This window comes from Rothia sp. CCM 9417 (genome assembly GCF_048513575.1).
In the GTDB taxonomy this organism is placed as follows: Bacteria; Actinomycetota; Actinomycetes; order Actinomycetales; family Micrococcaceae; genus Rothia.
Window position 1 is genome coordinate 457690 of the sequence record NZ_JBLXXT010000001.1, and the last position, 13439, is coordinate 471128.

A 13439-nucleotide genomic window follows, 5' to 3' on the forward strand; every position below is an offset into this window, starting at 1 on the left:
TTTCCTTTCTAGGTAAGCCGGTTTGTAGATGAACGGTGCTTGTTATGACTGACTCCCAGCTCAACCCAGCTTCTGCTGAGCCTGCTATTGTTACTACGGAAATAGAAGGGCCGCGACCTCAGATTCCTGTGGCGCTTTCGACCTCCTGCCTTTTTCCTCTGGGGGTGCACGAGACCTTTTCAACGGCTGTTGATCTTGGCTACGACAGTGTTGAGGTCATGATTACTCACACCGCTCTGAGTCAGGAGCCCTACGACCTGCTGAACCTGGTGCAGGAGTACCAGATTCCAATTTCTGCTATTCATGCACCGACTCTCTTGCTGACCCAGCAGGTGTGGGGCCGGGCCTGGAACAAGATGCAGATGGCTGCCAAAATGACCAAGGCTGTAGGAGCTGATGTGATCGTTGCGCACCCACCTTTCCGGTGGCAGAAGACCTACGCCAAGAACTTTGTGGCCGGTGTCCGCGAAATCTCTGAACATGAGGGCGTTAAAATCGCGGTAGAAAACATGTACCCCTGGTCATTCAAAGGGAAAGCGATCGAGATGTACGCCCCGCACTGGGAGCCCTCTCGCTTTGACTATGACTGGATTACCTGGGACTTCTCCCATGCGGCAGCTGCCAATGATGACTCCTTAGAGGCCGTTAAACGGATTGGCTCTCGCCTGGGGCACCTTCATCTGACTGATGGTTCTGGCGATAAGCTCATGGATGAGCACTTGGTGCCGGGGCACGGTAGTCAGCCTGTTGCTGAGACGCTACAGTACCTTGCGACGACCGACTTTGCGGGCGTGGTGTGTGCCGAGGTATCGACCCGCAAGGCCAAGGGCGCGGCTGAGCGTGACGAGTGGCTCTACGAGACGCTTCAGTTTGCGCGCACCCACCTGGCCCGCTAACCTGCCTCGTGCAGGCTTTCTCTTTGATCCCTACCGATAGGACAACATCTACCATGACTACTGTAGCTTTTTTGGGAACGGGTTCCATGAACGGGGCAATTGCCTCAGGCTTGCTTGCCGGTGGAGCTGATCCTGCAACACTTCGCGCTACTGTCGGCTCCGTAGCTAGCGTCGAGCCCCTTAAGAAGAAACTGGGGGAGCGAGGCTCAGAAGTCCTGGTACTGGCAAACGAGACAGAGCCCGAAGCAAACCTGCGGGCTGTCCAGGGGGCAGACCTTGTGCTCTTGGGCGTCAAACCCTACGCTATTCTTGACCTTGCCCGGCAGATCGCCCCGGTACTGGACCCCAGCACCCTTGTGGTATCGGTGGCCGCAGGTATCACCCTCGATGCCCTGACAGCAGCACTGCCTGAGGGACAACCTGTTATCCGTTGCATGCCAAACACTCCTTCACGTGTGGGCAAGGGGGTTCTTGCTATCTCGGTGGGTGCGTCAGTAAGTGCTAGCCAGCAGGAGGTAGCGGCCAATATCTTAGCGGCAGCAGGGCAGGTCTTTGAGGTTGGAGAGGAACAGATGGGTGCTGTCACCGCTGTGTCTGGTTCTGGGCCTGCCTATGCTTTCTTACTAGCCGAGACAATGGCCGCCGCCGGTGTGAAGTTAGGCCTTGATGAGCAAACAGCCACAGCGCTAGCCGCGGCAACCGTGGCGGGTGCGGGCTATCTCTTGGAGGCTGACCCTGATCCCGAGTCACTGCGCCAGGCCGTCACCAGTCCCAAGGGGACCACAGACAGGGCTATCCGGACCTTTACTGAGGGTGGTCTCTTTGAACTAACTGAGGCGGCTATGCGGGCTTGTGTTCAGCGCAATGATGAGATGACTGCTGAATTCTGCGGCGGTAGCAAGGATCACTAGCACCTAAAGACTGTTTGAGCATAAGAGCATACTGTGCTACCAAGTTCTATAACAAGATTTCAGCCTTGAGGGTAGCGAAACTACTTGGGGGCAAACTAAAAGGCCAGTCCGTAGGGAACCGGACTGGCCTTTAGCTCTCTACCCACCAGTAGGGATCTGGCGGATGGAGAATGCCTTCAACCTGAACTCGGTGGCATTAGGGGGAACCACCATAGAGATCAGGTCTCTAGCTACTTGAACGGGTTCGCGGACCGTTCAGTAATCACTCGCACCTTTAGAGGTATTTATAACTATAGGCTAGTTCGTAGGATTATGCACCTTGTTGTCCTAGAAAAAACAGAAAAATTTTCAGAAATTAGCTCAACATACATATTAGGTTGAGGTTTATTGAATCCTAGTCAGGGCAACCTTTGGGTGGAGAATTTAGGGCCTTGAGGCAAAACGCTGAATAAGATCCACTTGCCCAGAGACAATAAGTAAATCTCGTGAAGAGACTTTTGTTGTGGGGGTTGCATGGGTAATCTCTTCGCCGGGGGATTTTACACCCACGATTGTTACACCGTATTTCGACCTAACGTCTGATTCTGCCAGGGTGAAGCCGTGGGTTTCTTTAGGTGGGTACATTTTGACGATGGCGAAATCATCGTCAAACTCAATAAAATCAAGCAAGCGACCGGAGACCAGATGGGCGGCACGGACGCCGGCGTCTGACTCTGGGTAAACAACCCGGTGTGCTCCAATACGGGATAGAATTTTGCCGTGGGAGGGCGTAATCGCCTTGGCCCAGATGCGTTCAATCCCCAAATCCACTAGGTTAGCTGTGATGAGCACAGAGGCCTCAACCGAGGTTCCTACGCCAACCACAGCAGAGCTAAAGTCCTGAGCGCCTAGCTGGCGTAAGGCGTTGATATCTGTTGCATCTGCTTCGACCACATGGGTCAGCTCCCCTGCCCACTTCTGAACCAGTGCGGAATCCTTTTCAACAGCCAGAACCTCCTTATTCTGGTGGACGAGCTGTGCAGCGGTAGCTGACCCAAAGCGGCCAAGCCCGATTACTAGAACCGGGGCGCTGTGGGTTGTGCGAGACTCTTTCTTAGCCAATGATGGGCCTTTCTTCGGGGAACTTGTATAGACGGCGACGGGAACGTAGAGCCAGGCCCGTTGCCACGGTGACGGTACCGACTCTGCCAATCAGCATCAGCAGGGAAAGGACGTAGGCCCCTGCCGCTGGCAAATCAGGTGAGAGCCCGCTTGAAAGACCACAGGTGGCGTAAGCGGAGATAACCTCAAAGAGTGACTTATCCAGGCTGGCTCCGCTGATCAGCATAATAGCGGCAGTCCCCAGGAGTACAAAGACAGAACTCATCATGATGACCGTAATTGCGATGCGTAGTACAGCGTCAGGGATGGTTCTTCTGAAAGCTACAACGAACTGGTCACCACGGGCCTCGGCCAAAATGGCTAGGAAAACTACGGCCAGGGTGGTGACCTTGATACCACCAGCGGTTGATGCTGAGCCTCCGCCGACAAACATCAGTACATCGGTCAACAGCATTGTCACCGGGTTCATGTCTGACATCTCTACGAGGTTGAAGCCTCCAGAGCGGGTCATGACAGAAGCAAATATTCCGTTCAGTAGCTTATCGGCCAGGGTCATGCTCCCGATAGTTTTGGGGTTGTTCCATTCTAGAACCAGCCAGGCTAGGGAACCCATCATAAAGAGCAGGAAGGTACCCAGCAGGGTGAGCTTGGCGTTGAGGTTCCACCCCCGGTAGTGCAGGCTCTTGCGCAGGGCCAGGATGACTGGGAAGCCCAGGGAGCCGATAAAGACCCCTAAGGCTATGGGGGTAATGACCCACAGATCATGGCTATAGGGTACAAGGCCATCTGTGTGAGGGGTGAAGCCTGCATTGTTAAAGGCCGAGATCGCGTAGAAGACTCCGTGCCAGGTGGCTTGGCTCAGGGGCTCGCCCAAAAATATGAAGCGGGGAATAAGGGTTGCGGCAATAAAGGCTTCGATGGTGATAGAGGTGAAGGCTACTGTGCGTAGGACTGAGCCTACTTCACCCAAACGGCCAATGTTGAGGGTTTCCTGAGCGATGATTTTTGAGCGTAATCCAAGTTTCTTGCCAACGATCAGAGCCAGGATAGAGGTGAATGTGAGGGTCCCCAGGCCCCCGACCTGTGCGCCGACGAGAATAACGAGGTGCCCAAAAGTGCTCCATTGGTCAGCCGTGGAGACAGTGGTAAGACCGGTAACGGTCACAGCACTAGTTGCCGTGAAAACCGCATCATGGAGGGCTACTGAGTGGCCGTCCTGGGAGGCCCAGGGGGTGTAAAGGAGCAAGGATAAGGCGGAAATGACCAGGACAAAGGCTGCAATAGCTATGCGGGAGGAGGAATTTCCCACACTTTGATCTACTAGCTCGCGAAATCTATATAAGAGAGTTTGGAGAGGGTGGGCATCTTGGTCAGCCTCTTTCATGACTGTTTGAGGGACTCTTTCCTTGATTTTGAAGAGGGTGCTATGGTCCTCGGGTTTCGGGGGCTGGCGCACGATTTTGTTCATTGGTTCACCTCTCTTTCTAGCCTAGTGTGCGTGTCATATCGGTAGGCTCCGCTGTCGATGGGGTTTAGAGTGTTTAATGAGGAATGTGACTTAAATAACCTTTAGGGGGTAGTGCTCGTGGCAGCAACCGATAGTCTGACGCCAACTGACCTGCGAGTCTTGTGGAGTCCCCACATGGCTAACTACTATTTTGGCGACTATCACCCTATGCACCCTTCCAGGCTCGATGCCACGGCATCCCTAGCTCGCGCATTGGGAATCTTTGACCTGCCGCAAATCCAGCTCGAAGAGCCAGAGATGGCTAACGTTCACCAGCTCATGTTAGCGCATGATTACTCCTATATTGATGCGGTTCAGAAGATTAGTGCTGACCCGAGTCTTACCATTGCAAACTGTGGTTTGGGGACGGAAGATACCCCTGGTTTTGAGGGGGTGCACGAAGCAAGTGCCCGACTGGCTGGTGGAACTTTTCAGGCGGCAGAGGCCATCTTGACTGGTGCTGTAAAACATGCGGTTAATTTTGGTGGCGGTATGCACCACGCTTCGCGGGATCAGGCGAGCGGGTTCTGTATATATAACGACTGCGCTGTAGGTATCGGCCACCTGCTGGAACAGGGTGTTTCAAAAGTCGCCTACATCGATGTGGATGCCCACCACGGGGACGGTACTCAGAGCATCTTTTGGGATAATCCCAACGTTATGACTATCTCTCTGCATGAGAGTGGCATGACGCTCTTTCCCGGCACCGGGTTTGCAAACGAGGTGGGGCCGGAGGGCCTTGCGGCGGGAACCTCGGTAAATATTGCCCTACCCGAAGGAACTGCTGATTCTGGCTGGCTCCGAGCCTTCGACGCAATCGTCCCCAGCGTCTTACGGGAGTTTCAGCCAGAGGTCATTGTTAGCCAACACGGCTGCGACTCACACATGGACGATGACATGTCGCACCTGAAGGTCAGCATTAACGGTCAGCGTGAGATTGCCGCCCATATTTCTTTGCTTGCCGATGAGCTGTGTGAGGGCCGATGGATAGCTACCGGGGGAGGGGGCTACTCGATTTATAACGCTGTACCCCGTTCCTGGAGTCACCTTATTGCTGTTGCCGCCGGTCAGCCTCTCGATGTGAATATACCCACTCCGAAAGCCTGGCAAAAATATATGTTGGAGCGCTACGGGACGAAAGTGCCCACTATCTTGGGGGACCCAGTGGATTTGTGGTGGTCTTCGTGGGAGGTCGGGTTTGACCCTGCAAGCGGTATCGACCGCTCAATTATGGCCACCCGCAAGGAGGTTTTTCCACTGTGGGGTCTGGATCCCTGGTATGACTAGTCAATATTTCTGGTGTGGCAGGGTAAGCTAGAATGGCTAAGTATTACCCTTTGGGTAAAAGTCCCTCCGCTTCAATAAGGTGCAGGCATGTCCCCCCTTCTGTTGGTAAAACATGCAATTGTGGGTATATATACGTATATGATGTCAGTATGAAAGACGACGTTTTTGCTGTTATCGCTGACTCGACCCGGCGACACATTCTTCAGGCACTTGCTGTCGAGCGATTGGCTGTGGGTGAACTGGTCGAGGAGCTTGGCGTTAGCCAACCAACTGTTTCTAAACACCTTAAAGTCCTACGAACTGCCGGTCTTGTCGAAACCGAGGCCGTAGGTCAGAAGCGTTTCTATTCCATTACCCCAGCGCCCCTCCTTACTATCACTGATTGGGCTCAGACCCTCATCGACGCCCCCGCTCTCCAAACAGGAGAGTCCCAAACTGTTCCCACCCCCCAGGACGAAAGGGCTCACCCAGCAGACCAGCAGGTCAGCACGGCCAGCCCCCCATCCCTCGAAACAAAGGTTAGCCCGCTTGCTACAAGTAGCGAGCCAGAAGAAGCCGAAGAAGAGCCCCCCGTGACTGCTGAAGTTACCCAGGAACAGGTTGATACCCCCCTTGTTCCTCACCCTGCGAACGCCGGTATTTTGATTACTCCTTTGACTGCTTTCACCCCGGTCCTTGACCGGTACACCGGTGAGCGAGCTGACGAGATTATCGATAAGGAAGAGGTGTTTCCCAGGCAGAAAGCAGAAAGTACCAAGGCTCTATCTGCAACATTAGATAACACATTTGCTGCAGAAGACCTTGAAACTGAGGCAACTCTTCAGCTTAAGCTGATGGCTCAGAACCTCACCTTAGATTCTGAAGACGAACAGGTTTCTTCAGGCGAGAATCCGCTTGTTCCCCAAGGCCTCTCCCAAGCTCAGCCTGCTCTTTCAAAGCTTGAGACTGATATTGATGCCCAGGCTGAGGCTGCTGTTGCGGAATCGCAGGAACGCGCATCTATCACAGAGGCGCAGGCAGCAGAAGCCGCTGAAGAAGGCGGTCTGCTGTCAAAGCTGGCTCGCTGGGGCCGTCGCAGCGCGCGCTAATCACTCCATAGACCCCTACCTGAGAGAAAACACAACCCTATATGGCACACCATCAGCAGTTTCTCGACTGGATTGAGAATGAACTGATTAACCAAAACCTGCATCTGGGAGATGAACTACCCGATGACAGAGTGCTGGCCCGCGAGGTGGGTCTCAGCCAAAATCTGATGCGTGAAAGCCTTAAGCACTGCGAAGAAATCGGGGTGCTAAGGCTTTATGAGGGGCGCAAGAAGAGCATCATCAGCGTTCTCTTGCGTGAGCCGGCATCATCGGCTGGCCCTGCCATCGGCCTCTACTTGGCCAGTTCACGAGCCCCGCGCCAGGACCTGTTAAACACCTGCCTGCTCCTGGAAAGCTACGCCTTGGCCGGGCCGTCTTTTGACCAGTCTGCCTTCCCCGAACTTGACCGGATTGTCGGGGCCATGCAGGATGCCGCTACCAGTCTCAGCGATTTCCACGACCTTGAGGCTGATTTTCATATTCAGCTGGGTCGTTTGTCGGGTAACGCCCTGGTCTCTGCCCTGTTGGCTACGCTGCGCGATGCCATGATTGAAGCACGGTTTGAGCTTGTTAACCGGGTTCCCCTGTGGAGTGCGACATCGGCTCGTTTGCGTATGGAGTACCGTGCCATTGTCGATGCGGCTCGTTCTGGTGATCCTGCACTTGCTCAGACCCTGTTGCGAGCTAACCTGCATGAGCGTTTTGCTGAGGCAGGTCACCGGCTTGATCTGCCAGAGGACATGGGGCAGGAGGATGAGGACCCTCAGTTCACTCTGGAACCCGTGGATATTGATGCCAAGGGGCTCCTGCCGGAGCAGTGGGGTGGTGCAATTGAGCCAGATCTCTTTGAAGCTCTGGCAACCATTCAGCCCATTAAGTCTTCTGTTTCGCCTGCACGGTCTGTCCTAGAGAAGAGCAAAGAACAGCCTGCGCCCGAACCTGTTACCGCCTCGCCTGTGCAAACCGTGCCGGAAGCTCCGCTGGAGGAGGCCCCTGTAGAAGATGCTCCCGAAGTAGCCGAAGCTGTGACTGCACAGGAGGTCCTGGCTGATGCGACCCCTCAAGCTAGCGAAGATACTGCCGAAGCTGAGAGCGCCCAGGCTCTTGTAGAGCCCAAGGGCCAAGAACCGGCAGAGCGTTCGGAAGAGGAGCCGCAAGCTAAGGCCGCAGAAACTCCTGAGCCTGATCTTGTGCTGGATAGCGAGGAAGAGAAGTCCCGTGAACCTGCTGTATCTGAACAGCCTGACCAGCAGCCCGAGCGTCCTGAGCCCATCGCGCTGGCAGAAGAGCGGGCTGTACCAACCGGTAGCGCTACGCGTAAGCGTCGCGGTACCGTCAGCCCCGTTGTTCGTGCAACGGTGATTCCACCGCGCCAGACCTCGCCCAAGCCGGTCCCGGTCCGGCGCCTCATTGACTGGCAACCGGTCGGCCAAGAAGACAAACCTCTTGTAGTTGCAGAGCAGGTATCGGCTCCGGTCCAGAGGGTTCCGGTAGAAGACCTTGAAGCGAAGCTCAGAAACGAAGAAGCTCGTCTGGCTGCTGCCAAGAAGCTAGCTCGTCGTACTGAGGCCAACCCTAGGGAATCAGGGGCCGCACCTGCTTGTGAGACTGGGCAGGTCGCTCATGCACCTGAAGCTCAGGTCATGGAGTCACCTGCGCCTGCAAGAGAAATCGCCGCATCTGAGCCGAAGCGCCCCAGCAGGGTAGCTTCTAAGAAGCTCTTCGATATCGTTAACTACTTTGGTTTTAAGCAGATGAAATCTCCGGTCAGGTCGGCTGTGCCCGCAGAGCCTTCCCGCGATGTGGACGATACCCTGCATATATCTGATGAGCCTGAAACCAATTCGTTTGAGGGGTATGAGTACATCGACCCCCTTGCCGAGGATGACGGTGCAGCCGACTACTCTGATTGGGAGGATGAGGACCTGCACAAGAGCGCTCCCTGGCAGGATGAGACCTCGCAGGTTAAGAACGGCCAGGCCGAGCAGCCCCTACCGGCACAGACTGGCCAACCTACTGAGCCGGGTACTGTTGCGTCTGCCGGGAGTATCCTGAGCCAGAAAAAGGGTAAAAAGAAATCTAAGAAAAACCGCCGCTAAAGGCTCAGTGTGGGAAATGCAACGAGAAAATGTTCTCACTTGAGGGTGAACGGGCCTCGGAACGTCCTGTTTACCTGTACTCTTGACAGAGAGCGTTTTTTCACGCGGAGGGTATTTTTGTGCCCAAAAGCGTGTGTAAGGGAGCGTTTATACCGGTATAACCCCCGGATAGCTACCGTACACACCTGAACTATCAGGTGATGTCGGCCGGGTATCAACCACTCTATTTAATAAGTGAGGTGAATCCTATGGGTTCAGTTATCAAGAAGCGCCGCAAGCGTATGTCGAAGAAGAAGCACCGCAAGCTTCTCCGTAAGACTCGCCACCAGCGCCGCAATAAGAAGTAAATTCTTCACCGTGAGCCTCGCACCTTTGGGTGCGGGGCTCACGCTCTTTAAAGTGTGACGAGAGGCGCTGGCGCGATAGAGTAAAGACTATGGCCACACCGCTTATTGAACTTCTGACCAAGCCAGGGTGCCACCTGTGCGAATCCGCCCGGCAGGCAACCCAGGAGGTTGTCTCAGGCTTTGACCTGAGTTTTACCGAGATTAACGTTGAGGATGACCCCGACCTTTTGGAGCGGTACCGTACCGAGATTCCGGTCTTGCGGGTGGACGGGGAGGTTAAGGACTTCTGGCAAATCAACACCAAGCGTCTTGCTCGCCTGCTGGAGAAAAAACTGGCTGGCTAAAAACGTTGGGCCAGGCAAAGCCCTGACAGACCGCAGTGGTGGCCAAGAGATACCCTGGCTCTTCAGGTCGGGTTAGCGCTTGTTGGCCGCGTCTGAGAGACTAGGTATATGAGCACACCACAACAGGCTACTGTTACTGTCCACCTGATGCGCCACGGCGAAGTGCACAATCCGGATCGTATTGTGTACGGGCGCCTACCCAACTACCACCTGTCCGAGACCGGGCAGAAAATGGTGGGTCTGAGCGCTGAAGAGTTTAAGCGCCGCTCCGATGCCGGGGCCAATATCGTGCACCTGGTCTGTTCGCCGCTCACCCGCACCCGGGAATCTGCCGCACCGATTGAAGAGCTCCTGGGCCTGACCGCTCAGCCCGATGAACGTGTGATTGAAGCCGATAACTACTTTGAGGGCCTGCACGTCAATAAGCAGGAGCTGCTGGGGAACCCCTCACACTGGAAGCACCTGGTGAACCCCCTGCGTCCTTCCTGGGGTGAGCCCTACAGGGAACAGGTTGCCCGTATGGCAGAGGCCATTAAGGACGCCGCACGCACAGCCTATGAGCTGGGGGGTGATGGCGCCGAGGCAATCATTGTGTCCCACCAGCTCCCCATCTGGATGGCCCGCACCTCGGTGGAGGGTGGTCTGCTACCGCATGACCCCCGCGCACGCCAGTGTAATTTAGCTTCCATTACCAGCCTTAAGTTCAAGAATATTTTTGCTCCTGGCAAGCCAAAACTCTCTTATGTTGAGCCTGCTGCGGAGCTGTACTCAGGTGTTATTCAGTTACCCGGGTCATAATAGCCCAGTTGCATCCTCACACCCTCTGACTCGAAAGACCCCCTTTTTATGTTGACTCCTTCTGACCTACGAGTGAGCCGTAAGCAGGCTCTGGGGCTCTTTGCTCTGGGCACTGTGGGGCTTCTATCTGCCTGCTCGCAAGGCCAAGATTCTCTGGCATCCCAGGCTGATGCGGGGGACGCTAAGGGATATATTGCCGGTGATGGTAGCGTCACCGAATACGCGCAGGGGGAGCGGGGGCAACCCGTTGAATTTGAGGGTGAGCTGTTTGATGGTTCGGTTGTTCGAGCATCAGAACTGCGCGGTAAGCCGGTCCTGATCAATTTCTGGTACGCAGGGTGTGCGCCCTGCCGCGCTGAAGCTCCCTGGCTCAACGAGCTTTATGAGAGCTATGGCCAGAAAGTTATCTTCTACGGTGCTAACGTGCGCGATGAAAAAGGCACCGCTGAAGCCTTCGAGAAAAAATTCGGGGTTGCCTATCCCTCCTTTAGGGATCTGAACGGCAAGGTGCTCCTTGCCATGAGCAAGTATGTTCCTGCTCAGGCCGTGCCCACTACTGTTGTGCTCGATGCCGAAGGGCGTGTAGCCGCCCGCATCTTAGGGCAGATTGATAAATCGGTTCTCAAAACCCTGCTCGAAGACCAAATCAGTGCCTAACTACGGCCAAATAGTTCTTGATGGCTCACTATGGCTGGCTCTGCCCCTGGCGGCTTTAGCCGGCCTGGTGTCCTTTGCCTCGCCCTGTGTGCTACCGCTGGTACCCGGCTATGTTGGCTACGTTACGGGCCTATCGGGTGGCCAGATGAGTGCCCGCCACCGAACCATCCGCATGTTGGTTGGGATTAGCCTATTCGTATTCGGCTTCTCTCTGATTTTCGTGCTGATGTCGGTGGTACTCGCTCAACTGGGTGCCGCCCCCTGGCTACGCGGTCAGCGCTGGGTTGATGTGCTCCTGGGAGCCCTGGTCATTCTGATGGGCCTGATTTTTATGGGGCGCTTCAACTTTTTCCAGAAGGACCGAAAAATCGAGGCAAAACCACCGGCAGGGCTGTGGGGAGCACCGATTCTGGGGATGACTTTTGGCCTGGGGTGGGCTCCCTGCATCGGCCCCACCTTTGCCGCCGTCCAAACCCTTGTCTACACCGGCGGGTCAGGTAATACTAAAGCTATTCTTCTGACGCTGGCCTACTGCCTAGGGCTGGGTATTCCCTTCCTGCTGGTAGCCCTGGGGATCAGCAGGGGTGTTAACACCCTGGGGTGGGCACGCCGCCACCGCCTACTCCTGCAGAAACTGGGCGGGGCCATGCTGATCCTTATCGGTATTCTGCTAGCCACGGGAGCCTGGACCTCCATGATGTCCTGGTTCCAAGCTACGGTTCCGGTCTACCAGCTCCCTATCTAAGTATCGGTACTCACCACCACACAAATACCCGCACTCATTACTCAAGGAAATCATGGCTGAGACTCAAGACGCGGCGGCACTCGGGCCGCTAGAAATGCTCCGCTGGGCCTGGACGCAGCTCACCAAGATGAACACCGCGCTCTTCTTGCTGCTCATGCTGGCTGTTGCCGCTGTGCCCGGCTCGGTCTTTCCCCAGCGTATTCAGGACCCTGCAAAGGTCAATGACTACATCAAAGCGCACGAGACCTGGGGCCCTATTGCCGATAAGCTCCAGCTCTTCGATGTCTTTTCTTCAGTCTGGTTCGCCTCTATCTACATTCTGCTCTTTATCTCGCTGATTGGGTGCGTTATCCCTCGCGCTCTCAAACACTTCCGCTCGATGCGCTCTGCTCCTGCGCGCACGCCCAAGAACTTTAACCGCCTACCCCAGCACCGTACCCTCATGATTCCCCTGGGCGAGGGCACCGAAGGGCTCACAGCCCAGCAAGCCATTGAAGACGCTGCGGCTATCCTCAGGAAGCGCCGCTACCGGGTAGAGATCCGCCAGGAAGCAGACGCTGTCAATGTAGCGGCTGAACGTGGCTATCTACGCGAACTGGGCAATATCCTCTTCCACCTGGCCATGATGGGGGTGCTGGTCGCCGTTGCTGTTGGGTCCCTCTTTGGCTACAGCGGCCAAAAGATTGTTGCGGAAGACGAAACTTTTGTGAACTCCCTGATGAGCTATGACTCATTCAGCCCCGGTACAAACTACAACCCCGACTGGCTGGTCCCCTACGCCGCGACCATGGATACCATGACGGTAGAGTACGACCGGCAGAAAGGTTCCCCCACCTACGGGGACGATATTGACTACTCTGCCGAGTTCACTCTCACTGATTCCAACGGGGAAAGCCGCCAGCAGACCCTCAAGGTCAATGAACCTATCTACTTTGAGGGCACCAGCATCTACCTGCTGGGAAACGGCTATGCTCCCGTCATCAAAATAAGCAATGACGACGGTACCGTAGCTTTTGAAGGCCCCGTGGTAGGCCTACCGGCGGGTAAGAGCTACCTGTCATCGGTGGTTCTTAAGGTTCCCGACGCGAGCCCCGACCAGCTGGGCTTTGTGGGTATGTTCCTGCCTACCGGCGAACGAACTACCGGGGCCGCACCGACCTCAATCGACTCAGACCTCTATAACCCCATGCTGGTTCTTCAAAGCTACACCGGTGACCTGGGGCTCGATAAGGGGGTGCCCCAGAATGTCTATGTGCTTGACCTTGAAAGCCTAACCGGGCTGAATACCATGGCCCAGGGCAACGGTATCGTCCTTGATGCAAGCAATACCAAAGCCACCATGCCCGATGGACACGGCACTGTCGAGTTCCTGGGCGTCAAGCGGTACGCTGGCTTAGAAATCCGCTCGGATCCGGGCCGCCCGCTAGCACTGGCATCCTTTATCCTGCTCTTTGCGGGCCTGATTATTTCGCTCTTTGTGGCTCGCCGCCGTGTTTGGGTGCGGGCCCGTGAAACAGGGGAGGGTGCGGAGCGCGCACTCACGGTCGAGTATGCCCTGCTGGCTCGTGGCGAAGACCCCCGTCTAAGCCTAGAAGCAGATAAGCTCACGAACTTGCTCGCTGAGCGATGGGGACTAGAATTTGATGAAGCATAACCACC

At 55.5% G+C, this 13439-nt stretch carries 13 protein-coding genes; 11 read left to right on the plus strand and 2 right to left on the minus strand.

The window, feature by feature from the left end:
• The first annotated feature begins 44 nt into the window (after nucleotides 1–44).
• Nucleotides 45–896 carry a sugar phosphate isomerase/epimerase family protein gene (locus ACN082_RS02060; protein WP_419099186.1) on the plus strand — a complete coding sequence of 284 codons (852 nt, stop codon included), beginning with the start codon at nucleotides 45–47 and terminating at the stop codon, nucleotides 894–896.
• Nucleotides 897–949: 53 nt separating this feature from the next.
• Entirely contained in the window at nucleotides 950–1807 is an 858-nt protein-coding gene (proC, locus tag ACN082_RS02065; protein ID WP_419099187.1) for a pyrroline-5-carboxylate reductase, read from the plus strand.
• Nucleotides 1808–2230: 423 nt separating this feature from the next.
• Here proC and ACN082_RS02070 read toward each other — a convergent pair whose 3' ends face one another.
• Nucleotides 2231–2908 carry a potassium channel family protein gene (locus ACN082_RS02070; RefSeq protein ID WP_419099188.1) on the minus strand — a complete coding sequence of 226 codons (678 nt, stop codon included), beginning with the start codon at nucleotides 2906–2908 and terminating at the stop codon, nucleotides 2231–2233.
• Nucleotides 2901–4217 (minus strand): TrkH family potassium uptake protein, encoded by a 1317-nt coding sequence (locus ACN082_RS02075; protein ID WP_419099189.1) that lies wholly within the window; start codon nucleotides 4215–4217, stop codon nucleotides 2901–2903. Before ACN082_RS02075 ends, ACN082_RS02070 begins: the two co-directional genes overlap by 8 nt.
• Nucleotides 4218–4550: 333 nt before the next feature.
• On the opposite strand from ACN082_RS02075, the gene ACN082_RS02080 reads away from it, so the two are divergent.
• The 9 genes from ACN082_RS02080 (at nucleotide 4551) to resB (ending at nucleotide 13434) form a co-directional block, all read left to right on the plus strand.
• Nucleotides 4551–5702, plus strand: coding sequence for an acetoin utilization protein AcuC (locus tag ACN082_RS02080; RefSeq protein WP_419099190.1), 1152 nt, complete (start codon nucleotides 4551–4553; stop codon nucleotides 5700–5702).
• A gap of 149 nt (nucleotides 5703–5851) precedes the next feature.
• The gene (locus tag ACN082_RS02085; protein ID WP_419099191.1) at nucleotides 5852–6790 is read left to right on the plus strand and encodes an ArsR/SmtB family transcription factor; all 939 of its coding nucleotides are present in this window, start codon (nucleotides 5852–5854) and stop codon (nucleotides 6788–6790) included.
• 41 nt (nucleotides 6791–6831) lie between these two features.
• On the plus strand, nucleotides 6832–8889 hold the full coding sequence (locus ACN082_RS02090) for an FCD domain-containing protein (protein WP_419099192.1): 2058 nt from the start codon (nucleotides 6832–6834) through the stop codon (nucleotides 8887–8889).
• A gap of 248 nt (nucleotides 8890–9137) precedes the next feature.
• Nucleotides 9138–9236 (plus strand): 30S ribosomal protein bS22, encoded by a 99-nt coding sequence (locus ACN082_RS02095; protein ID WP_005504750.1) that lies wholly within the window; start codon nucleotides 9138–9140, stop codon nucleotides 9234–9236.
• Nucleotides 9237–9325: 89 nt separating this feature from the next.
• Nucleotides 9326–9580 carry a glutaredoxin family protein gene (locus tag ACN082_RS02100; RefSeq protein WP_419099193.1) on the plus strand — a complete coding sequence of 85 codons (255 nt, stop codon included), beginning with the start codon at nucleotides 9326–9328 and terminating at the stop codon, nucleotides 9578–9580.
• Between the two features lie 108 nt (nucleotides 9581–9688).
• The gene (locus ACN082_RS02105) at nucleotides 9689–10378 is read left to right on the plus strand and encodes a histidine phosphatase family protein (protein ID WP_419099194.1); all 690 of its coding nucleotides are present in this window, start codon (nucleotides 9689–9691) and stop codon (nucleotides 10376–10378) included.
• Between the two features lie 48 nt (nucleotides 10379–10426).
• Nucleotides 10427–11035: a TlpA family protein disulfide reductase gene (locus ACN082_RS02110; RefSeq protein ID WP_419099195.1), complete on the plus strand. Its 609-nt coding sequence runs from the start codon at nucleotides 10427–10429 to the stop codon at nucleotides 11033–11035.
• Nucleotides 11028–11780: a cytochrome c biogenesis CcdA family protein gene (locus tag ACN082_RS02115; protein WP_419099196.1), complete on the plus strand. Its 753-nt coding sequence runs from the start codon at nucleotides 11028–11030 to the stop codon at nucleotides 11778–11780. The genes ACN082_RS02110 and ACN082_RS02115 overlap by 8 nt, the downstream gene beginning before the upstream one ends.
• Nucleotides 11781–11832: 52 nt before the next feature.
• The gene (gene resB / locus ACN082_RS02120; RefSeq protein ID WP_419099197.1) at nucleotides 11833–13434 is read left to right on the plus strand and encodes a cytochrome c biogenesis protein ResB; all 1602 of its coding nucleotides are present in this window, start codon (nucleotides 11833–11835) and stop codon (nucleotides 13432–13434) included.
• Nucleotides 13435–13439: the final 5 nt, after the last annotated feature.